19 protein-coding genes are annotated in these 23,369 nt (G+C 36.8%); 10 read left to right on the forward strand and 9 right to left on the reverse strand.

Annotation, left to right across the window (positions count from 1 at the left end; translation table 11 throughout):
• Nucleotides 1–128: 128 nt before the first annotated feature.
• Nucleotides 129–701, reverse strand: coding sequence for a fasciclin domain-containing protein (locus M0R38_03775; GenBank protein MCK9480867.1), 573 nt, complete (start codon nt 699–701; stop codon nt 129–131).
• Nucleotides 702–858: 157 nt separating this feature from the next.
• On the opposite strand from M0R38_03775, the gene M0R38_03780 reads away from it, so the two are divergent.
• The 3 genes from M0R38_03780 to M0R38_03790 are packed head-to-tail and all read left to right on the forward strand — an operon-like array spanning nt 859 to nt 3,143.
• Complete coding sequence (locus M0R38_03780) at nt 859–1,518, forward strand: hypothetical protein (GenBank protein MCK9480868.1); 660 nt, start codon at nt 859–861, stop codon at nt 1,516–1,518.
• Nucleotides 1,515–2,648 (forward strand): hypothetical protein, encoded by a 1,134-nt coding sequence (locus tag M0R38_03785; GenBank protein MCK9480869.1) that lies wholly within the window; start codon nt 1,515–1,517, stop codon nt 2,646–2,648. Before M0R38_03780 ends, M0R38_03785 begins: the two co-directional genes overlap by 4 nt.
• A gap of 3 nt (nt 2,649–2,651) precedes the next feature.
• Nucleotides 2,652–3,143, forward strand: a complete 492-nt coding sequence (locus M0R38_03790; GenBank protein ID MCK9480870.1) for a dihydrofolate reductase — start codon at nt 2,652–2,654, stop codon at nt 3,141–3,143.
• Between the two features lie 109 nt (nt 3,144–3,252).
• On the opposite strand, the gene M0R38_03795 is transcribed toward M0R38_03790, so the two are convergent.
• Nucleotides 3,253–4,023, reverse strand: a complete 771-nt coding sequence (locus M0R38_03795; GenBank protein ID MCK9480871.1) for an SAM-dependent methyltransferase — start codon at nt 4,021–4,023, stop codon at nt 3,253–3,255.
• 56 nt (nt 4,024–4,079) lie between these two features.
• Here M0R38_03795 and M0R38_03800 point away from each other — a divergent pair, with 56 nt between their 5' ends.
• The 5 genes from M0R38_03800 (at nt 4,080) to M0R38_03820 (ending at nt 11,726) form a co-directional block, all read left to right on the forward strand.
• Nucleotides 4,080–9,119: a C25 family cysteine peptidase gene (locus M0R38_03800; GenBank protein MCK9480872.1), complete on the forward strand. Its 5,040-nt coding sequence runs from the start codon at nt 4,080–4,082 to the stop codon at nt 9,117–9,119.
• Between the two features lie 149 nt (nt 9,120–9,268).
• Entirely contained in the window at nt 9,269–9,559 is a 291-nt protein-coding gene (locus M0R38_03805; GenBank protein MCK9480873.1) for a prolipoprotein diacylglyceryl transferase, read from the forward strand.
• 5 nt (nt 9,560–9,564) lie between these two features.
• Nucleotides 9,565–10,641, forward strand: a complete 1,077-nt coding sequence (locus tag M0R38_03810) for an Mrp/NBP35 family ATP-binding protein (protein ID MCK9480874.1) — start codon at nt 9,565–9,567, stop codon at nt 10,639–10,641.
• A gap of 11 nt (nt 10,642–10,652) precedes the next feature.
• On the forward strand, nt 10,653–10,895 hold the full coding sequence (locus M0R38_03815) for a NifU family protein (protein MCK9480875.1): 243 nt from the start codon (nt 10,653–10,655) through the stop codon (nt 10,893–10,895).
• A gap of 3 nt (nt 10,896–10,898) precedes the next feature.
• A complete protein-coding gene (locus tag M0R38_03820) occupies nt 10,899–11,726 on the forward strand; it encodes a hypothetical protein (protein ID MCK9480876.1) in 828 nt (275 codons plus the stop codon).
• A gap of 66 nt (nt 11,727–11,792) precedes the next feature.
• On the opposite strand, the gene M0R38_03825 is transcribed toward M0R38_03820, so the two are convergent.
• Both M0R38_03825 and M0R38_03830 read right to left on the reverse strand, forming a co-directional pair.
• A complete protein-coding gene (locus M0R38_03825; GenBank protein MCK9480877.1) occupies nt 11,793–12,674 on the reverse strand; it encodes a DUF2911 domain-containing protein in 882 nt (293 codons plus the stop codon).
• Nucleotides 12,675–12,765: 91 nt separating this feature from the next.
• Entirely contained in the window at nt 12,766–14,019 is a 1,254-nt protein-coding gene (locus M0R38_03830) for a competence/damage-inducible protein A (GenBank protein MCK9480878.1), read from the reverse strand.
• Nucleotides 14,020–14,242: 223 nt separating this feature from the next.
• Here M0R38_03830 and M0R38_03835 point away from each other — a divergent pair, with 223 nt between their 5' ends.
• Nucleotides 14,243–15,016 (forward strand): TIGR02757 family protein, encoded by a 774-nt coding sequence (locus tag M0R38_03835; GenBank protein ID MCK9480879.1) that lies wholly within the window; start codon nt 14,243–14,245, stop codon nt 15,014–15,016.
• Here M0R38_03835 and M0R38_03840 read toward each other — a convergent pair.
• The 5 genes from M0R38_03840 to M0R38_03860 all read right to left on the reverse strand — a co-directional run bounded on the left by M0R38_03840 (nt 15,011) and on the right by M0R38_03860 (nt 22,359).
• Entirely contained in the window at nt 15,011–16,204 is a 1,194-nt protein-coding gene (locus tag M0R38_03840) for an rRNA pseudouridine synthase (GenBank protein ID MCK9480880.1), read from the reverse strand. The genes M0R38_03835 and M0R38_03840 overlap by 6 nt on opposite strands.
• A gap of 79 nt (nt 16,205–16,283) precedes the next feature.
• Nucleotides 16,284–16,961 carry a (d)CMP kinase gene (gene cmk / locus M0R38_03845; protein ID MCK9480881.1) on the reverse strand — a complete coding sequence of 226 codons (678 nt, stop codon included), beginning with the start codon at nt 16,959–16,961 and terminating at the stop codon, nt 16,284–16,286.
• Between the two features lie 6 nt (nt 16,962–16,967).
• Nucleotides 16,968–17,978: a type IX secretion system protein PorQ gene (gene porQ / locus M0R38_03850; GenBank protein MCK9480882.1), complete on the reverse strand. Its 1,011-nt coding sequence runs from the start codon at nt 17,976–17,978 to the stop codon at nt 16,968–16,970.
• Between the two features lie 113 nt (nt 17,979–18,091).
• A complete protein-coding gene (gene lon / locus M0R38_03855; GenBank protein MCK9480883.1) occupies nt 18,092–20,581 on the reverse strand; it encodes an endopeptidase La in 2,490 nt (829 codons plus the stop codon).
• Between the two features lie 50 nt (nt 20,582–20,631).
• Nucleotides 20,632–22,359: a Na+:solute symporter gene (locus M0R38_03860; GenBank protein MCK9480884.1), complete on the reverse strand. Its 1,728-nt coding sequence runs from the start codon at nt 22,357–22,359 to the stop codon at nt 20,632–20,634.
• Between the two features lie 101 nt (nt 22,360–22,460).
• Here M0R38_03860 and M0R38_03865 point away from each other — a divergent pair, with 101 nt between their 5' ends.
• Entirely contained in the window at nt 22,461–23,351 is an 891-nt protein-coding gene (locus M0R38_03865) for a hypothetical protein (protein ID MCK9480885.1), read from the forward strand.
• Nucleotides 23,352–23,369: the final 18 nt, after the last annotated feature.

Below are 23,369 nucleotides of genomic sequence, written 5' to 3' on the forward strand. Positions count from 1 at the left end.
TCGCCCCAACGGTCCTGAAATATGAATCATAATTCACACATGAAGTGTTAAGGTTTTTCAGAGTAGGTCATAGAACAAAAAAAAACGCACCGAAGTGCGTTTTTCCTAAACTAAATCAAAAAAACAAATTATTGGTTTGGCGGTAATAAAACAGCATCAATCACATGAATCATCCCATTTGTTGCCGGAATGCTTGTGATGATGTTAGCACCGTTTATTTGCACTTTGTTATCTTTTACAGTCATTTTTGCATTGCCTCCGTTTACCATGCCAACGTTTTGACCATCCTTAAAACTTTCAATCTTCAAAGAACTTGTAGTTACATGGTATTCAAGAATATCAATCAATTGGTCGCTGTTTTCCGGTTTGAGAAGATTGTCTAAAGTGCCGGCAGGAAGTGCGTCAAAGGCAGCATTGGTGGGAGCAAATACAGTAAAAGGACCTGCATTTGAAAGAACATCTAAATAGTTCACGGCCTTGATGGCTGCAACCAATGTTGTATGGTCTTTGGATGAAGCAGCTACTTTGACAATATCATTAGCAGATTGATCATCTACAACTGCGGATTGTCCTTGAATAGGTTGAGATGAGGTTTGTGATGCGTTTGATTCTTTGTTACTTGTATTGGTGTTTGAGCTACAAGAGGCTAACACAAAAGCGAAGATTGCAAATGCAATACATAAATTAATTGTCTTTTTCATAATGGTTATAATTGTGTTTGTTTCACTACAAAGCTGAGTTTTATTATGTTGTCCTTCAATGATTTATGTCAAATCAAAACATGATTTATATCATATATTCATTCAAGCATTGAATCTCTTACTTTTGTCGGTTTGGATATTGGCAATTTAAAGTAGGATGAATTTTTTTGGTCATTATTTTACAGATTCACAAGAAGGGAGGCCGTGGTTTAATTTGGGTTTGGTTTACCCTGATTTGTTCAGAGATTTATATAGGAAACAGATTCCCAACCGGATTGTTAAGCGAGATACACAAAGTAGTATTGATTTTGTGGATGGGATGAGAGCCCATATTGCAAGAGATAAAATGTTTCATCAGAGTAGTTTTTTTCTGCATGCAGAAAAAATGCTAAAGGTGGTTTATGATGAATATCGAATTCAAAACAAGTTACCAAGGACTTGGTTTATGTTTCATATTCTCTCTGAATTACTTATAGATAGACAGTTGGTTCAAGCTTATTCGGAGGTTGCAAATCGTCTTTATCTAGATATGGCAAACACTATGTTAGATACACTCATTGTTGATGAATTATTTGAAGATGTTGTAATTAAAACTGTTTTTTTGTCTCGTATGGGTCTTATACATCAAGATAAGTTTATTTTTGCCTACGCAAACAATGAAAAATTGATTGCTGCGTTGTGGATGCTATATAAACGCGCAGGAATTGAGTTATCTATGGAATTAAAAGAAACACATACGCCTATTTTACATTCGATTATCAATAAATTAGAGGGAGATTCCCATTTTGATTGGGCGTATTACACAAAACAATTATGATAAAACGCGGATTATTAGCCATAGGACTTTTAGTTTTTTATCAGCAAGTTGTTGCCCAAAATGCAACAAAATACAGCAATGAATTCTTGAATCTTGGATTAGGAGCCAGATCAATGGGTATGAGCAATGTTGCGGTGTCTTTGATTGATGATGTTACTGCCGGCTATTGGAATCCTGCCGGGATGGTTGATATTCAAGACAAAGTGCAAGCATCGTTTATGCACTCAGCTTATTTTGCAGGAATTGCAAATTATGATTATCTCGGAATAGCAACAAAACCTACCGAAAACAGTGCTTTGGGATTGACAATCCTAAGGTTTGGTGTTGATGGAATATTGAATACGTTAGACTTAATCAAGAATGGTGAAATTAATTATGACCGTATCACTCAGTTTTCGGCAGTAGATTATGCCTTCATGGCGCATTATGCCCAAACTGTGCAATTGCCCGGCTCACATCGGTATTCCTTCCTTGAGGATTCAAAGTTAAGTTGGGGCGTCAATACGAAAGTCATCAACAGGAAAGCGGGTCCTTTTGCTACTGCCTGGGGTTTTGGATTTGACGCAGGAGCAAGATTAACAGGATTGAAATATGGATGGAGTTTTGGTGTGATGGCTAAAGATATTACTACAACTTTTAATACTTGGAGATATAGTTTTTCTGAGAGGGATAAAGAAGTTTTTGCTCAAACAGGGAATGACATTCCGATTCATACTCTCGAACTGACTTTGCCTAGACTAATTTTAGGTGCAGGGAAGAAGTGGGATTTAGATAAGTTTGAAATTGTTACTTCTACTGATTTTGAAATTACTACAGATGGAAAAAGAAATACGCTCATCAAGAGTAATCCATTTAGTATTGATCCCAGATTAGGAGCGGAGTTTAGTTATAAATTAAAGGATAAAGAGGATAAAATCTCACTTAGAGTGGGCTTGGGAAATATTCAAAAAGAAATGAATAAAAAAGGCAAAAGGATTACGTCCATGATGCCTACAGTTGGAGTGGGAATAAAAATCAAAAGTTTTTGTATTGACTACGCCCTTACGGAAATTGGTGATATGAGCGCAGGGCTTTATTCAAATGTGTTTTCTGTTCGTTTTGGATTTGATGCAGCTAAGTTAAAAAAGTAAAGTGTGATAGCGTTAATTGTTGCAGTTGGGAATCATAATGAAATTGGATTAAATAACCAATTACTGTGGCATTTACCGGATGATTTCAAATGGTTTAAGAAGAATACATTAGGGTATCCGGTAGTGATGGGAAGAAAAACTTTTGACTCTATTGGCAAAGCCTTGCCGGGCAGGTTAAATGTTGTCATTAGCAAAACCCCGCAAAACTATCCCAATGTTGAATGGGCAGACAGTATTGACAATGCACTAAGTATTGCTTCAAAAGAAAATAGTAAGGTCTTTATTTTGGGTGGAGAATCTATTTTTAAAGCCTTGTTGCCGAGTGCTGACATACTTTATCTCACAAAGGTTTATCACAGTTTTGATGCCGATGTGTTTTTCCCTGAAATTAACCCTCAAGAGTGGAAATTAGTGTATTCTCAATATCACCCAAAAGATGAAAAGCATCTTTACAATTTTGAATTTCAAATTTTAGAACGTATTCCTCATCCCTAATCTGTTTGCCTACAAGTGTTCTTCAATAGCTGCACAAGCGAGTTATTCTCATGAAGAGCGGTGATAAATACTGAGAGCATAAACAATACTAAGGTCAAGCCAAGTTGTATCAGTTTTCTTGTTTATGATACACAGATTGTAAATTATCTGCCCAATATGAAAACCGTTGGAATTTTGCCGATTGTAGGCTAGATGCAGACCATTCAGCGATTGTGCGTGTTTGAATCTGTTGGTCATTTTGCAATAAATTACTTGCCAAGCATAGTCGAATCTGTGGTGCTAAATGTTCTATTAAAGAGTCAAGAAGTTTGTCATTTCTATAAGGAGTTTCAATAAATAGTTGTGTATAACCTGATTTGAGCACTTCGCTTTCCATGCCTTTCAGCGCTTTTTTTAATTCTTTGGGTTGCACCGGTAAATAGCCATGAAACACAAACTGTTGTCCGTTCATACCGGAGCCCATAAGCCCTAACATAAGCGAAGAAGCACCGACCAGAGGGATAATCTCATAACCTGATTTGAGTGCGGCATTAACCAGTAGGGCTCCGGGGTCTGCAATGCAAGGTAGTCCGGCATCTGACATAAAACCCACAGATGTACCCGATTTGAAACAGTTGTTGATTTCATCCATATCCAACAAGTTGAAATCATTTTTGGGAATTTGCCTTATATCAAAGTCCTGAATAGGACGGTTGAGGTTACAGGCTTTTAAGAAAGCACGAGCAGGTTTTTCATTCTCTACCCAAATGGTTACGATAACTTCTAAAATGGACTTGTTAAATGGTGTAAGTTCCTTGATAGCACTGTCATTGCCAAGCAAGGTAGGAATTAAGTAGAATTTTTTCTCAGACATAGGATGTTTCTTGTTCAATATATTCAAAATGTGCGCACTCTATCTTTTCAATCTTTTGTTTATTTTTGAAAGGTTTTAAATCAATGAGAAAAGGGTTTATATTGTCTCTCATCTGCATGATGGGTTTTTTGCTTTTGTCCATTGACTCCGTTGGGCAAATCTATGGAAACGAGTGGATTAAAAAAGACCAAAGATATTTTAAAATTAAGATTGCAAAAGAAGGAGTTTATCGTGTGGACTATACTACACTTTCTACAATCTTGTTTCAAAATGGTATTGATTTATCTACAATCAACCCCAAAAAGATCCAAGTTTTTAATAATGGCGTAGAAATAGCCATCCATCTTAGAGGTGAGGAAGACGGGGTTTTTAATTTCAATGATTTTATTGAGTTTTATGCCAAACCGAATGACGGAAAATTAGATAGAGAACTTTTTTATACCGACCCTGTCAAAGATCCATTGCATGATATGTCCAGCATGTATGCAGATACATCAGCATATTTTATCACTTATCTCGCTAATTCAGCACCACAAAATGGTAAAAGATATTCATTAGAACGCACTCAGAATCTTGGGGTCTATCCGGTAGAATCTTATTTTAAGTTTACCAATGCTCAGTATTTGAGCGAAACTTATTATTATGGTCATCCGATTATTATTTCTCATGTGGCTCTCTATTATCCGGAATTTACAGAAGCAGAAGGTTGGGTAGGGAGTAGGTTTGGTTATGCGCCATCTGTGGCTACATTTAGGACTTTGGCGTTGTCAGCACCGGCTCAAAGTGCAGTGGGATTTAATCCTATACTTGAGTTCAAAGTAATTTCATCGTCAGAAAATATCGCAATACCAGACCACCATTTGGCTGTGAGTGTTAGTCCTAATAATTTAAGTTTCTCCAATGTGTATGATACGCTTACCGATGGTTTTGGTGTGATTCATAAGAATTTAAGTTTTTCAAAATCATTGATTAGCGGCTCAAATACGGCTTATATCAAAATGGAAGCTATTAATGTTCCGGGTGTTTCATTACAAGCATTTAACCCTTCTTATGCCAGTTTGCAATATGCCAGAGAGTTTAATATGGTAGGCTTTTCCTTTCTGAAAGGAGTAATGGAGCCTTCGTTATCAGCCAAGCAGGTTGATTGGTATAATTATGGATTAGCGCAAAAAAATCCTATTGTCTATGATTTGACCAACAACCGCAGAATCAATCCTGTCATGGGAGTAGGGCAGACTTTTAGCTATGTCAATCCGCCTCTTGCAACCGAGTCAGATTTTATAGTTTTTGATAGTACAGAGGTCTCATCAATTACTCAAATTGAGGCGGTGAATTTTGCTGATTTTGATCTTGCAATCAACAATACTACTTTTCTGATAATCACAAGCCAGAAATTAATGGGCAGCGAAGCCACTGCGTATTTGAATTATCGAAAAACAAGTTATGCTTCCAATATGTACACTGTTCAGCAGTTGTATAATGGATTCAGCTTTGGTATAGAACATCCGATTGCAATTCGCAGGTTTTTAAAATTTTTGATTGACAAATCTACTTCAACTCATCCTGAATATTTGCTTTTCTTAGGGAGAGGTATTCAACCGGATTTGTTAAAAAATGCCTCAATGAAACAACTCAATGTTGTGCCTATTATTGGAAGTCCGGCATCTGATATTTTATACTCTTCGGGATTGGGAGGAAAGAGTTTTACCATACCATATCTTGCCACAGGCAGAATCTCTGTTGATAAACCTGCAGATATTGGTCTTTATTTAGAGAAATTAATCGGACAAGAACAGTCGCCTAATGCGCAATGGAAAAAGCGAGTCATGCATCTTGGCGGAGGTAATGATGGATCAGAAAGTAAAATCATTAGAAATTACCTTGAATATATTTCAGTATATCCTTTGCAGCCGCCCTTTGGAGGTAATGTGCAAGGATATTACAGGAGTGCTGCAGATGTAGCTGTTGAGATTAATATCCGCAATAATTCTATTAAGAATATTAATGATGGTATGAGTCTCATTACATTCTTGGGACACGGTTCTGCAACTGTTTTAGATGTAGATATTGGAGACACTACGGATTATAACAACAAAGGAAGGTTGCCTGTTATGTATTTTAATGGTTGCAGGGCAGGAAATCCAGCGATTGGGTTTAACAATGGCGGTTTGTTCTATGGTGAAAAAATGGTTAGAGCTAAAGAAAAAGGTGCTATCATTTTTATTGGACAAAGTTCTGTTTCTGAGCTTGGTACACTTGGAGGACAAATGCGTGCTTTTTATGAAAATATTTTTAATAAAAACTTTGGTAAGTCAGTGGGGCAGGTATTAAACAAGACGATTGAAGATAATCTCAATTATAACAGCCCTTTATCTCGAATGCATAATACGTTTATCTTCTTTCAAGGAGATCCTGCATATACTATTTATAACCCGCCTTTGCCTGATTATTTTGTTACCCCTTCCAGTTTGTTTCTTGACCCTGTTAATACAAATGCATTAAGTGATTCTTTTAGATTGGGCATTGCAGTAGGTAACATAGGCAGATATAACCCTGCGGACTCTTTTAATATTGCCATCAAAAGGACTTGGCCCTCAAATGCTAAAATTGAGAACTATATCATACGTGTACCGGCTGTTGCATTTATGGATACCATTTATTTTACTTTTAAGACTAAAGATATTGCAACAACCGGAAACAATATTTTTGAAGTAGAATTAAATCCTGAGAAGATCATCATTGAAAGTGACTACTCAAATAATAAAGTCAGTTGGGAGAAATATATAGAGGGTAATGGGATTAGTCTTATTTATCCTCGAAGATTTGCTATTCACAATCAAGATGATTCCGTTACATTGGTTGCCCAATCACTGAATTTACTCAAGGTGAATAATCAATTTATTTTTGAAATTGATACTACTCCTGAATTTAACAGTCCTTGGCTAAAACGCACCCAACCTGCCATTAATACAGGCAATTTAGCTTCATGGACAGTCCCAATTTTACCTAATGATAGTCAAGTCTATTATTGGCGCGGCAGATTAAACCTGCCAACAAATCAAGGAGGGTTTTGGGAAGAACGTTCCTTTATCTATATCAAGAATGGACACTCAGGGTGGTCGCAATCTGATTTTCCTCAATTCTACCCCTCATCTCAAACAAACAGAATTATTCTTAATAAAATCAAACAACAATTTGAGTTTGGCAATACAGAGCGTTTTGTATGGGTGGATACTCGTGTAAATTCACATGCTAATTTAGGAGTGAAGTTTGCCGGATTTTTGTCTCAAGATGTAAACCCAAAAGCAGACGGAAGTTTTATTGCCGTTTTATTGGATGGGAATACCTTAGAGCAATTTTTGGATGGAAATTTTTACCCCAAATGTTGGATGGGTGCAACTTGGCCCCCATTCCAAGCTGCAAAGGAATATGCTTATTATTGTTTTGCCAATAACAGTAGCGGAATAGCAGATTTTAATGCTTTGATTAATGATATCCCTGCGGGTACGTATGTTGCACTTTTTACCAGATATGATGCACAAATGAACACATGGGGAACCCAACTCAAACAAACGCTCAATATTTTGGGTGCAAACTCATTTGAAGGGTATCCTAAAAACCAGGCTTCTTATGTTATGATAGGATGCAAAGGCTGGACTCCAGGAACTGCTTATGAAAATATTTCGCACTTGACAGATAGTGCAACCATGGGATATGCAGCTATTGAAGGGAAAATTTTAGGTAGATATGACCAGGGTTCATTAACTTCGGAATTGATTGGTCCGGCTACAGAATGGAATACTGCGTATTTTGATTGGAGACCAATGGAAGGGACATCAGGCAGTGCAGATGATATTAAATTCTCAATTTATGGGGTGGATTCAAGCAAAAATACTTTTTTATTGATGCAAAATATTTCACCGTCAACCGTTGATATTTCTTCAATCAATGCTAATATGTATCCTTATTTGCAACTCAAAGCAGATTTTAAGGATTTGACAGATAGAACTGCACCTCAAATCAGACATTGGCTGGTTACTTTTGAAGAAAGACCGGAGGGAACTATTAATACAGCACAACAGTTTACTTTCCATAAAGATACGTTGCAAGAGGGAGATTCTTTTAGAATCAATATTGGATTCCAAAATATCTCATTAAAGGATATGGACAGTGTTCTTTATAACTTCCAAATTGTTGATTTATCTAATCAGAATGTGTTAATGCAAGTTAGTCAAAAGGGAAACCCGATGAAGCCAACGGAGTTTGTGTTTTTAAATCAAACAATGAGTACAAAAGGGTTATCAGGACGCTATGCGGCTAATATTTTCTTTAACCCCGAAATGGCGCAACCGGAAGTTTCATTACTGAATAATTATTTAAGTATCCCATTCTTGGTAGTAACCGATAACCTTAATCCTTTATTAGATGTTACTTTTGATGGAAGACATATCATGAATGGCGAGATTGTGTCGCCTAATCCGCTCATATTAATTACCTCTAAAGATGAGAATAAATTCTTGTTACAAACCGATACAGCCGGATTTGAGGTGTTGTTAAAGGTGCCGGGTTCACAAGTGTTTGCTCCGATTGATTTTACTTCGGGTGAGTTGACATTTAAACCTGCTCAAGATATTAATAATGTTGCCGCAATTGAGTATAGACCGGTGGATTTAAAAGACGGCAAATACACCATTAAGATCCAATCGAAAGACATGACGGGCAATCATGCAGGGAAGGAGTATTATGTAATTGATTTTACGGTGGTGAATGAAAGTACTGTAACAAATTTCTACCCTTATCCTAATCCTTTTACAACCCAAATGAGATTTGTGTTCACTTTGACAGGTAAAGAAGTGCCGGATGATATCAGAATCAAAATCATGACTGTGTCAGGCAGGGTAGTTAGAGAAATCAATAAAGATGAATTGGGAAATATCAGAATAGGAAATAATATTTCGGAATTTGCTTGGGATGGTACCGACCAGTTTGGTGACAGGTTGTCCAATGGCGTATATTTGTATCAAGTAACGGTGAAGAATAGGCATGAAGATGTCAAACACCGAGATTCTGCAGGAGACAACAGTTTTATAAAAGGGACAGGTAAAATCTATCTGTTGCGTTAGAGTTAGGTGTGTTCAACGAGCAATTGCCCTCGTCTATTACTTTTTTGCTTGTGTCATTGATACTAAACTCATGAAAATGAGTTGCGTATTTTTCTTATTTATATTTATTACAAATAATCAAATTCAATCCCTAACTTTGTCCGCTGTAAATGCGTTGGTACGAGAAACTTCAGCAGCGATGGAAAGTAGATACATTGTGGGATGTAATTGCAATTTTGATAGTGTTTACGTTGACGGGATTTAGTGTAGTTTATTTAAAACATTTGTTTGGAATAGGTGCTATTTCTCCCATGTATTACAGGATTGCATTTTATATATTGATTCTCTTTTTATACCAGATTGTTCTGCTTTTTTGGGGTTTTATTTTTGGAAAGTTCAGGTTTTTCTTGGAGTTTGAGAAAAAGATGTTCAGACGCATATTTAAAATGTTTAAGAAATAATGACAATGGAGATAACACCTAAAGAAGTTTTGCAGGCTTTGTCAGTAGTTATTGACCCTGATTTTAAAAAAGATATTGTAACACTTGGTATGGTTCGCCATATTAATATTGAAGGAAATAAGCTTTCTTTTGATTTGGTCTTAACCACACCTGCTTGTCCGCTTAAGGATATGCTCGAAAAAGGTTGTAGAGATGCAATCAGAGACAGGCTTTCACCTGATTTTATTGTTGATATCAATGTTACTTCAGAAGTACGGAAAAATATATTCATGCAAGGAACATTAGATGGCGTAAAGAATGTGATTGCTGTGGCTTCAGGCAAAGGAGGAGTAGGGAAGTCAACCGTTTCTTTGTCCTTGGCAAAAGTGCTTGCTGAATCCGGTGCTAAAGTAGGGTTGATGGATGCAGATATCTACGGACCCTCTCAGCCTACACTCACAGGAACAGAATCGTATAAACCCACTGGAGTTCAAGGCAAAGATAAAAACCTGATGAAAGCCGCAGAAGTCGGAGGTTTGAAAGTGTTTTCAATTGGATATTTGGTAGAGCCCGGTGTTGCGGTCGCTTGGCGTGGACCAATGATGTCAACTGCATTAAGACAATTTGTGAGCGATGTGGCATGGGGTGAGCTGGATTATTTAATAATTGACTTGCCTCCTGGTACAGGTGATGCACAATTGACTCTTTGTGCAGCACTGAAAATTACCGGAGTGGTTATCGTTACTACTCCTCAAAAAGTGGCAATGGTAGATGCAGATAGGGCATTGCAAATGTTTAGAATGAAAGGACTAACTGTACCTATTTTAGGGATTATCGAAAATATGGCATGGTTTGAAACACCTGAATTACCAAATCGTAAATTCTATATTTTTGGTGACAGCGCGGCAAAACAGTTGTCTGAACAGTCCGGTGTGCCATTGTTAGGTTCGGTTCCTATTATTGAGAATCTTTCGTCAGACCAAAACAAAGGTAGTATTATAGAGAACAATCCTGTATTACCTTACTTTAAAGAGATTGTCGGCAATTTGGTTAGAAATTTGGCAATCCAAACTCAACATATTCAAGAAGCACAAACATCTTAAATTTATTCACTATGAACAATACAGAACTAATAGCAAAAGTTCAAGAAGCATTAGAATCTATCAGACCATTTTTACAAATGGATGGAGGTGATGTCGAATTGGTCAATATTGATACTGATAATAATGCCAACATTAAACTTGTTGGTAATTGTGTGTCGTGCTCTATGAGTGCTATGACAATGAAAGCAGGTATTGAAGGCGCTATTCGCAAAGTTGCTCCCGAAATTAACAAAGTGGTTGCTGTAAATTTATAGCCTTTGCTTATTAAGATTAGCAATATATTGCTGGCGTTATCTGATTTAAGTTTGCCGGTAGTTTTTGGTGGAGCGGTTTGTTTTTCTTTTTTTGCTAATCTACATCAGATTGAATATTACTATCCCATTATCTGGATATGCTGTAGCGGCATTTTTGCTATTTATCTGTATGATCATTTAGCAGACCTGAAATCAACTTCCCAAATAGAGATAGGAGCACCTTTTTGGATTCTATACAGGTTTAAAAAAATTTGGATTGTTGTTTCTGTTTTATCCTTGTTAATCGCATTCTATATTCTACTCACTAAAATGCGCTTGGAGTATCTTATGCCTGGCGGTATTGTTGCTTTGTTGGTATTAGGGTATTATCTGTTTAGAAAATTTGCTCCCAAGAAAATTCAAGGTCAGTTAAAGGAGCTTTGGATTTCATTGGTTGCAACCATGGCATTGGGTGGGATTTCTGCGTGGATTACAACTTCGCAAATTCATTGGATTTTGCTGATAAGTTTCTTCTTAATCTGTTTCCAAAATATGTTATTGTTTTCGTGGATTGACTTTGAACATGATGTCATCAATCAAAATTTGACATTGGCGGTCAGTTCAGGGATTTCGTACTTGGTTTGGATTTTAGATATTGTGTCATTGGTTAATTTGGCAATGTTGGCTGATTTGTGGCATTCAGAAGGATTTTCTTTTGCCATTGTGATATTCTTGCTGATGCAACTGCAACTTTTTATTATTAGAATTCTCTGTGAATATAAGGGTACAAAGCGCGTTTATCGCTTCTGGACAGACATGGTTTTTGTATTACCCTTACTCAGCTTTATTTGAAAAGTCAATAAAAACCCTTCACAATGCTTGATTATGAAGGGCTTAAAAAGATTGATTTGCGTTAAATTATTTTTTCTTCTTTTTAGGTGCTTTGTAAATAGGTTGGCGCTTAATGTTTTCAATAAAAGTATTTAATTCTGCTACGGCATTGGCTGCGCCCATTTTTTCTGCATTTGTTTTAGCTGATTCGGCAGTTTCAACTGCTTCGGTGTATAGTTGGTTTTCTGCTTGAATTTTAGCTTTCATGGTTTGAATCCAATATCTGTTTGGGGTTAACTCATCTGCTTTGTTTATCCATTCAAGCGCTTTTTTCATGTCTTTTTTATTGTTGTAATAATATGAAGCAGCTGAATAATAGGGTCTTGAATCATTTGACATTACTTTTTCAATCTGAGCGGTAAGTTCTTTGTCGTAGTCAACATTCACTTGTACACCTACTTTTGTTTTTTCCCAAACAAGGTTTAATTGGAATGAATTGTCAGTGATATTATTGATTTCAATAGAAAAAGTTTCGTGTGTTTCTGCAAGGGTTGATACCGGTGCTTTTACTCTAATAATATCATTTGCTTGTTTGTAATTGCTTGCTCCGGTTACATTTAAATCTTTAGTAATGATAATAGTCCATTCTTTTTCACCGGGAATAGCTAAGAATCCGTATTTGCCTTTGGTTACAGGTTGTTCATTAATAGTAACATCTTGACCGAATTCAATGGTAGTAGCTCCATTGGCACCAGTTCTCCATACTTCTCCATAAGGCACAAGACCGCCAAAAATTACTCTGTTTTTGACACTGGGTCTTGAATACGATAGTTCTACAAATGAGGTTGCAAAGTTTTGTTTAACGGTTGCAGTAGGGCTGGGTTGTGGAAAGCTGATTTGTTGTGCAGTTGCTGTCTGTCCTAAAGATAGCATGGCTGCGCTTAACATACTGAATACAAATTTTTTCATCGGTTTTTAAATTTTAATTAGGGCAAATAAAATCAATGTTACCGAATTAATCGCAACATTAAGACGAAACTCTTGAACACAAGGACGTGCGTTATGAGTTTTCTATATTTCTAATGATGAATGCTAAAGCAGCATACAATGTACTTTCTTGAATATGCTTTCTTTCTCTGGTAAATAAGAATTTTTTTGTAATGGTGCTCTTTTGACTACTATAACCGATATACACTGTTCCAACGGGTTTGTCATCAGTTCCGCCATCAGGACCGGCAATCCCTGTTACAGATACTGCAATATCGCTTTGAAATACAGTCCTGCAATTCTCTGCCATAGCGGCAGCCACTTCTTCACTCACAGCTCCGTGTTGTTCAATAAGACCTGCAGGAATTTTTAAGATGTTTGTTTTGCTCTCATTTGAATAAACAACTGCACCTCCTTTGTAAATTGCAGAAATACCCGGTATTTGTGTAAAATGTTGTGATATTAAACCTCCTGTACAACTTTCAGCCAATGAGAAACTTGTTTGTGTGTTATGTAATAATAAAGCAGTATAAGCTGCTAAAGGGATGTCTTCTTCCATCAATAAATCATTACCTAAGGTCTGTTTGAATTGCTGACTAAATTCTTGAAAAAGCAAACCGTCATTTTGTTGGTTTTGAATGTTACATGTAAGTCGTAACCTTACAACATTTAAGTGTGGAAGGTATGCAAGACTAAAATGAGCGGGGAGATTATCTTCAATAGAGGATAACCTCTCTGCAAGTAATGATTCCGGCACTCCGATAGTAAAGAAATGGTGTCTTAGTGTGGGAGCTGATTGAAATTCTTTCCTTAGAAGCGGTAAAACAACATTATTCATCATTTCTATCATTTCAAAAGGTACACCAGGTAATGAAATTACTATTTTGTGTTCTTTTCTAAATAACATTCCCGGAGCTGTTCCTAACTTATTAAAAATAGTTGTGCAGTTGTCGGGGACGTATGCCTGTATCTTGTTGATTTCTTGGAGATGCTTTCCTCTGTTTGCAAATATTTTTTCAAGGTTTTGCAATGTGTCTTCGTCCCAACGCCAAGAACTGTTAAAGTATGTTGCCAATACATCTTTGGTTAAATCATCTTTAGTAGGTCCTAACCCTCCGGTAATAATTACAAGATCTGTATCGTTGATTGCTTTGTCAACTGCTTCTAATATAAGGTCATGTTTGTCGGGTACTGTAACCATGCGATTGACAACAAAGTTTTCTTCGCTGAGTTTGCTTGCGAGCCATTGGCTGTTGGTATTTAATATTTGCCCAATCAAAATTTCATCTCCAATAGATAGAATTTCTGCGGTAAATGCCTTTTTCATTTGCATGGATAATATTTGCAAATGTAGGTAAGATAGAGAAGTAACATTTGTTTTTCATGTAGGAATGCAGGTATTTTGCACCAATGAACAGAAAGTATATAGCATGGGTGTTCATCTTGATTTTTATCGCTCTGGCTACTTTTACATCTTGTAGAGCAACCAAAAGAGTTGTGAAAAAGTTCAATAAAGATTGCAATTGTGAATTCTGAGCAAAGGCGGAGTAATGAAAGTTGCACTTCTCCAAGAATATCTGGATAAAGCTTTTGAAACTTATCACAAAAAGGGGTTTATAGCGCATGACCCTATTTCTATACCTCATTCATTTTCTGTAAAACAAGATATTGAAATCATGGGATTCTTTGCTGCTATTCTTGCATGGGGACAGCGTAAAACAATCATTGCTAAATGCAAAACGATTGCTGAATTGTTTGATCATCGTCCTTATGATTTTATATTGAATCACCAAGATACGGACTTAGCATCTCTGACATCGTTTGTGCACAGGACTTTTAATGGCACTGATTTGCTGTATGTTGTACATTTCTTACAACAAGTGTATCGGGAGTATGATAGTTTAGAGAATGCCTTTTTTCCTGTCCCAACTTCCTCCTTTAATGCAGTTGAAGAAGGGTTAAACAATTTTAAATTCAAATTTGTAGCTTCAGAATGGTGTCCAGTAAGAACACGGAAACATATTGCTTCACCGGCACAAGGCAGTGCATGCAAAAGGCTAAACATGTTTTTGCGATGGATGGTGAGAAAGGATTTTGAAGGAATTGATTTTGGTATTTGGACGCATATTCAACCGGCACAGCTAAAATGTCCTTTAGATGTTCATGTGCTTAGAGTGGCAATGCAATTAGGACTTTTAAATGATTCAAAATCACATTGGCAAAATGTGCTCAAGTTGACTGATGCATTAAGAAAGTTTGATGCTGCTGACCCGGTCAAATATGATTTTGCGCTTTTCGGAATAGGAGAGGCGGGCGCATTATGAGAGCTTTTTCTTTGCTCTTTTGAGTTGTGCTATTTCAGAGTTTTTAAGAAAGCGAAATTTTCCTCTTTCAACACCTTTTTTGGTAAAAGGACCAAAGGAAACTCTGTCCAATTTTTCAACTGTGTGCCCCAATGCTTCAAACATTCTTCGGACAATACGATTTTTACCACTATGAATCTCAATACCTACAATGGTCTTGTTGTTTGCATCCGGAAAAGCAATCAAATCAGCATACGCAACCCCGTCTTCAAGCTCTATTCCTGTTGCCAATTTTTCTAATTCTTCTAATGTAGCTTTACTTTTTAAGGTTACTTCATAAATTTTTTTAACATCAAATGAAGGATGTGTAAGTTTTTGTGCCAATTCTCCGTCATTGGTAAGCAAGAGTACGCCTGTTGTTTTTCTATCGAGTCTGCCTACCGGGTAAACCCTCACATCAATTTCGTCTTTGATTAAGTCCATTACAGTTTGCCTGTCAGACTCGTCCTTGGTTGTAGTGATATAATTCTTGGGTTTATTCATCAAAATATAGATTGGTTTCTCAGGGAGAATTTTATTTCCGCGATATTTCACTTCATCTCTTTTTTCAACTTTAGTTCCTAGTTCTGTTACTATTTGTCCATTTACGGTAATGTACCCATCTAAAATTAATTTATCAGCATCTCTTCTTCCGCATATACCCGCATTTGAAATATAGCGGTTCAAACGTATTGGCCACTCAAATTTCATGTGCTCATCAGGGTAGGCTTCTTCTTGGTATCGCTTGCCTTTGTTAGCTTTAGAGTATGGCTTGCGTTTGTCAAATGATTTGTTGTGCCCGCTTGATTTTCTGTTGTTTGGTCTGTCGCCTCTGTTAGCATATATTGAATATAATTTTTTTGACGGAGTTGACTCTCTTTCATTGTTCCCAAACTTTGCAGTTTGCTTTCTTGTAGAAGGTTTTCTGTATTCTCTTTCTTCTTGATTTCTGTTTTCAAAAGAAGATGAACGCTTTCTTGTATATGACTTCTTATCTTCTTTTTGAATATCGGAGTGGGTATCGGATTGGCGAGAGTTGAACCTTTTCTTTGAGAATTCTTTAACGTTAGTATCCGTAGATCGTTTTTCGGATTTGGGTTTAGAGAATGAATTTTCTGATTGAGTTCTTCTGCTTTTGGTTGGTAAACTCTTTTTAGGCTTGTTGTTCATCTGAGTTGATGGATAAGGTTACAAAGATATTCAGAATAGTTGTTTATTTTCCGAATCTATAAGCAGAACAAAGGTGAAATTAAAGCAGCTCGGATACCCATTGCAACGCTAATTCTAATTGCTCCTCACGGGTTAAATTGCTATTGTCAAGCACTCTGGCATCATCTGCTTGTCTGAGAGGACTATCTTCTCGGGTTGAGTCAATGAAGTCACGTTCTTGTAAATTCTTTGCGATTTCTTCAATGGTGATATTAGGCATAAACTGTTTCATTTCATGAAACCGTCTTTGTGCTCTGATTTCAGGAGAGGCGGTCATGAAAATTTTGAGTTCCGCATCAGGTAGTACAACTGTTCCTATATCACGCCCATCCATAACAACACCTTTGCTCAATGCAATTTGTTGTTGTTGTTTCACTAAAAATCTTCTTACCGGAGTCAGTGCACTGAATTGGCTGACATTTGCATTAATTTCCGGTGTACGAATGAAGTTTGCTACATTTTTTCCATTGAGGTATATTTCAAAAGAGTTGTTTGCAGTGTTTTGTTGAAATGAAATGGTAGTATTCTCAATGAGTTTTGCAATTTGTTGCTCATCATGTGCCGTAATATTTTGTTGTAAAGCAGCCAATGTAAATGCTCTATACATTGCACCAGTATCGATACAAAGATATCCCAAACTATCTGCGAGACTTTTTGCTAATGTGCCTTTGCCACATGACGACCATCCGTCAATTGCGATATTGATTTTGTTAGCCAATGTTTTTTAATGATAGAATTCGTTAAGGTCTAAGTTTACAGAAAATATATTTGAATTATGTCCCGGAAAGAATCCGGCACTTCCATATTCTATTCTGATTTTTTTAATTTTTAATGCCAGTCCCCAAGAAAAACCGGCAACACCTTTTTTTACCACTGTTCCCAACTCTTGTCTTCGTTGATGATTGTAGCCAAAACGAATGTTGAAATTTTCACTCAGAAGTATTTCACCGCCAATATTGATATGTCTAATGATTTTCTCTCCCAAAGAATACTTGGTATTAATAATCTGATTGTTTTCGTCAATTCTCCTGTTGAAAGGGTCGGTATAATCGTATGTTAAATCCGGTTTTTGCAGGTTGTGCAACAAAATGGTTACTCTGAATGGGGCATGACGAGGCTTTAAGGTAGTACCTAAAGCAATATCAAAAGGCAGCATTTCACGCTCAGTTCCTCTGTATGAGAGTAATTGATAGCCGAAATTTCTTGCAACTAATCCCATAGACAAACCGATAGCAGTATCATGGTAATAACTGCCAATATCAAGAGCAACACCTGTTCCTGTATAAGTTTCTAAGGTTGAATAAATGAATTTGAAGGAACCTCCAACACTGAATTTTTCGTTAAGAGGTTTAGCCGCACTCACCCCAAACATCATATCATTGGCTCTGAATGTTCCCGTGCTTTCTCCGGTTTTATCGTATCCATCAAACTTTCCGTAGTTGAGATATAAGATTTGAGAGGCAAAAGTCCATGTGTTATCTTGGTTGTTCAATCGCTTTGCATAAGATACATGACCGTAGTTTATGTCCTTGAAATAGTTGTTGTAATTGAGTGCCAAATTATTGTCGTGAGAAGAGTTTAAGGTAGCGGGGTTGGTAAGGGTCGTAGATAAATCAGAGTTGGGCACAGAAATAATGGTGCCACCCATTGAAGCTGATTTTGCACTCGGATCAAGTTTTAAAAAGGGAAATACCGCATTGCCTGCTAATTGTGCATGTACTTGAACGCCAAGCATAAGGTTTATGCACACCAAGAATATTTGTAAATAAACAGGCTTTTTTAGCACACTTCAAACTTAGTATATTCTACAACAACATCTGCAATCAGATATTGTATAAACTTGGAACTTTAGAATGATTTTTTTGTGTTTTTTTCTTTGCTGCCAGCTTCTTTTACCGGTGCGAACAGGTTCTTAGGATTTTTTACTTTTTCGGTTGTCAAGCCAATTTCTAATACTTCATGCATTTTCTTCACGTAGTGGAATGTCAATCCTTCTAAGTAGTTTTGAGGGATGGAGTCAATATCCTTTTTGTTGCCTTTGCACATGATGATTTCGGTGATACCGGCACGTTTGGCAGCTAATATTTTTTCTTTAATTCCACCTACAGGCAATACAGCACCTCTTAACGTAATTTCTCCTGTCATTGCAAGTTGTGCTTTGACTTTCCGTTGTGTAAACAAAGAAGCAAGCGCGGTTAAAATGGTAATACCTGCGCTGGGGCCATCTTTCGGTATTGCGCCTGCCGGAAAATGAATGTGGATATCCCAGTATGAGAAAATCCTATAATCGATACCCAACATTTCGCTGTTTGACTTTAAATAGGTGAGTGCAGTAGTAGCAGACTCCTTCATCACATCTCCCAATTGTCCTGTGAGCGTGATTTTTCCTGTTCCTCTTGCCAGTGCTGTTTCTACAAATAAAATTGAACCACCCACGGGTGACCATGCCAAGCCTGTTGCTAACCCTGCTGTATCATTGTTTTCGTAGGTCTCTTTTTCTAGTTTTTCAGTTTCTAAAATCGTGTCAATATCTTCTGAAGTTATATTGGCATTAAAAGGCTCTTCCATAGCGATACTTTTGGCATTATGACGTGCTAAAGAAGCAATTTTTCTATCTAATCCTCTCACTCCTGATTCGCGAGTGTATTCTTCAATTAGTTTTTCCAACACTTTGCCATTAATCTTAAACTCGGTTGCTTTGATACCGTGCAACTGTCTTTGTTTAGGAATTAAATATTTTTTGGCAATTTCTACTTTCTCTTCTACAGTATAGCCATTAATGTCAATGATTTCCATTCTATCTAACAAAGCAGATTGTATGGTGTCTAATGAGTTTGCGGTAGCAATAAACATCACCTTAGACAAATCATAATCTAACTCGAGATAATTGTCATGAAATGCATTGTTTTGTTCAGGGTCAAGGACTTCCAATAATGCAGATGATGGGTCACCTTTAAAGTCTCTGCCTACTTTGTCAATTTCGTCTAATACAAAAACCGGGTTAGAAGTTTTTGCTTTTTTGATATTTTGGATAATGCGCCCCGGCATTGCTCCTATGTATGTTTTTCTATGACCTCGGATTTCCGATTCGTCATGCAAACCTCCCAAAGACATACGAACATATTTACGCCCAATAGCTTTGGCTATACTTTTACCCAATGATGTTTTGCCGACACCGGGAGGTCCTACTAAACAAAGGATTGGACTTTTCATGTCGCCTTTGAGTTTGAGCACTGCCAAATATTCTAAAATACGTTTTTTTACTCTTTCTAAACCAAAGTGATCTTTGTCTAATTGCTCTTTTGCAGATTTGAGGTTGAATTTATCTTCGCTGTATTCATCCCAAGGTAAGTCCAGCATAAGTTGAACATAATTGAGAGAAACAGAGTAGTCCGGTGCCGCAGGGTTGATTCTGAGTAATTTTTCTAATTCTTTTTCAAAAGCATCTGCTGTCTCTTTGCTCCATTTTTTCTTTTTTCCTCTTGCTCTGAGATTCTCTACTTCCTTGTCAGGTGAGTCGCTGCCTAATTCTTCATGTATGGCTCGAATCTGTTGTTGCAGAAAATATTCTTTTTGCTGTTTATCAATATCAAATTTGACTTTAGATTGGATTTTATCTTTGAGTTCCAGCATTTGCATCTCTTTGGTTAAATGCTCTAACACAAGAGTTGCTCTGTCAATCAGGATGTGTTTTTCAAGCAGTGCTTGTTTTTCGGCAATTGAGATATTGAGATTGCTTGCAATAAAATTAACCAAAAATTGATTGCTATCTATGTTCTTTATAGCAAATGCGGCTTCTGATGGAATATTAGGAGAAAGCTCAATGATTTTAAGTGCAATATCTTTTGTAGAAGATATCAAAGCTTTGAGTTCACGAGTTTCTTTGGTAATCTCATCTTCAATGGCTTCAACTTTTGCAACAAAATATGGCTCAGATTTAACTTCTTCTTTTACACGAAAGCGTCTTTTTCCTTGAATAATGACTGTGGTATTTCCATCGGGCATTCGTAACACACGCATAATCTGTGCTACCGTACCGATATTATATAATTCTGATAATGAAGGGTCTTCTTGATTCGGATCTTTTTGACCACAAACACCAATAGTCTTATTGCCTCGATTAGCATCTTTAATCAGTTTTATTGATTTATCTCTGCCTACGGTAATTGGGAAGATTACACCCGGAAAAAGTATTGTATTTCTAATCGGTAATATTGGCAGAGAGTCGGGAATGGATTGTTTGTTCATTTCATCTTCTTCTTGTTGGGAAAGAAGTGGTAGAAACTCTTGATTATCAGCCTCCTCGTTAATAAATGATATTGGATTTTTGTCAAACATACGCTTCGTTCTTTCAAGTGCGAGTAATAGATTCAATCAATATGCCAAAACTATTTAAAGAATGCTTTTCTGCCAAATACTACTAAACAAGTAGTTGAGATAAACAGAATCAGGGCATAGACTATGGTCTCTTGAGCAGTCTTGAGCATTAGACTGCCAATGGTAAACAAAAATGAGTATGACATTATGACTGCCGAAACCCATGAAATAACCAAATAGTAAAATGTAGCATTGTTGTTTTTTTCGGTTCTGAACTTTTTCCAGCCAAGTGGCGGTTGCACTTTTTCAAAGAAATTTTGTAAAGTACCTGTATCCTCGGGTTTAGTTATGAAGGTTACAATCAGCCATGCGATTGTTGTAAAGCAAAAAGTAATAAAAAATGTGTTAGGAAACAGAATGTTGAAACCGGCTGTTCTATTTAGGACTGTGATAACTATCATTACAACAAAGGGCGAAAAGGTTGCGGTAATTTCAGACCAAACATTAATTCTGTGCCAAAACCAGCGGAGAATTAGAACAGTTCCAAGTCCTGCACCACATTCCATCAAGAAAATCCAAGCACCTGCAATGGAATCCATAAATAAAGTAATAATAGAAGATGCAATCATAAAGAAGAGAATAATTAGCTTGCCGTAAGAAACCTTTTGTTTCTCCGAAATGTTCTTTTTAAGCGCAGGCAATACGTCATTCACTAAATAACCTGAACCCCAGTTTAGATGTGTGCTGATGGTACTCATGTATGCAGAAAAAAATGCTGCTAACATTAAACCTTTCATGCCGGCAGGCATATAATCCTTCATTGCCATTACATACCCCTCTTTGCCACTTCCGGGATAGAGAATATATGCACAAAGCGCAACAATAATCCAAGGCCATGGACGCAAACAAAGGTTGAGCAATTGAAAAATAAAAACAGACAGCCCGGCATCTTTTTGACTTTTGGTGCTTAAAATCCTTTGTGCAACATATCCGCCACCTCCTGGTTCATTGCCCGGATACCAAGTTGCCCACCATGCAAAACCCAGAAAAGTGATGAATGACAATAATGGTAGGGAAGGATTGTTGTTTTGCTTTGAAAAGTCAGGAAAAAAAGCCAAAGTTTCTGCCGGAATTTTCTCTCTTAATCCGGCTAATCCGCCTATCTCAGGAGATTGAACAACTACAAAAGCAAGCACTATACAACCAATCATGGCTGTAATAAACTGAAAGTTGTCTGAAATAATTACTCCTTTCAAACCTACATAAGTACTATAAATGGCAATAAGTCCCATCAGTATGAAAGAAATCAACAATGCCTGTGAATCGTCAACATCAAAAAATACTTTGAGTATGCTCACAAATGCAAGGTTGACCCAGCCCATAATAAAGACATTGATAAATAAACCTAAAAATGCTGATTTGAATATTCTTAGTCCTTTGGCATTTTTACCGGAATAGCGTAATTCAATAAGCTCAGCTTCTGTCTTAACACCCGAACGATACCAAAGTTTTGCAAAGAAAAAAGCAGTGAGCATCCCCCCAATAACAAAGTTCCACCATTGCCAATTACCGGCAATTCCATAACTTGAAACCATTTCTGTTACAGCGAGTGGGGTATCCACTGCAAAAGTTGTGGCAACCATAGAAATCCCGGCTGCTAACCATCCCATGTTTTTGCCTCCAAGGAAAAAACTATCATAGTTTTTTCCCGAGCCTCTACCGTACAGAATACCAATGCCTATCGTTCCAATAATAACGATGGCTATAAACAGCCAGTCAATAAGTGTGATGTCTTCCATAGATTTAAATTGATTGAATTTTAGGGGGTGAATTTGATTTTTGTGTTGTACAAATTGTATAAACAATTACATTTGCAAACTAATCAAAACAGAAACATATTATGAAATTAAAGAAACTAACATTAGTCGTATTTGCGTTAGCAACTGCTGTTGCTTTATCAGTTACTGGTTGTAAAAAAGATAAAGGCGGGGATGATAAAGATGGGAAAGGTACTACAAAGCCTCAAAATGGACCTATTATCGAATTTTATTCTACCGGTGTTGTCGGTGATTTGTATTGGACATATCAAAACAGAACCTTGGATCTTGGTGTGAAAGTAAATATTGGTATTTATATAACATCAAAAAATAACAAGAAGGTGAGTAAGTTGCAAGTAATCAGAGAAAATATTTCAGGACCAGGTAAAGGGGATAAAACTACTGTTTTTGATACTACTCTCAATGAAGTATATGCAACCAAAACTTTAGTGAAAGAACAACTAAGAACAGACGGTGTAGTTGCTGCACAAATTGCGGTGTTCACAATTATTGCAACAGATGAAGACGGAAATACTTCAGAAAAGTCAGTGGAAGTAAGCCCTGCTATCAGCGTTGACCAAAGAACAGGAACTGTTTGGAACAGAGATGAAGATATGGCTTTTGATTTATTACAAGCTGTTGCAGTTGCCAAAACAGTGGCAAAAGCTACACATGATATTGAGCTTGCTACTTCAGGTAATGGATTCAAATTTGTTTCAGGTAACGGAAGTAAATTTAAACTTTATACCGGTACTGCTGTAGGACTTGACAGATTTGGTAAATATGAAGATATAGACAATGCTTGGTCAACAAGTGGCAAAGAACTTACCGAAACTCCACTTTTAGAAGAGGAATCATCAAGCTATAAGTTTATTTTAATCAAATCAAGCCAAAACCAAAGAGTCTATATACTGCAATTATACATTGTAGAAGATGACCATATTGAGTTTGATTATATCGGTGAGATTAACTAAATTCAACCATTTAATAAA

This window comes from Bacteroidia bacterium (genome assembly GCA_023228875.1).
Lineage (GTDB): Bacteria > Bacteroidota > Bacteroidia > NS11-12g > UBA955 > JALOAG01.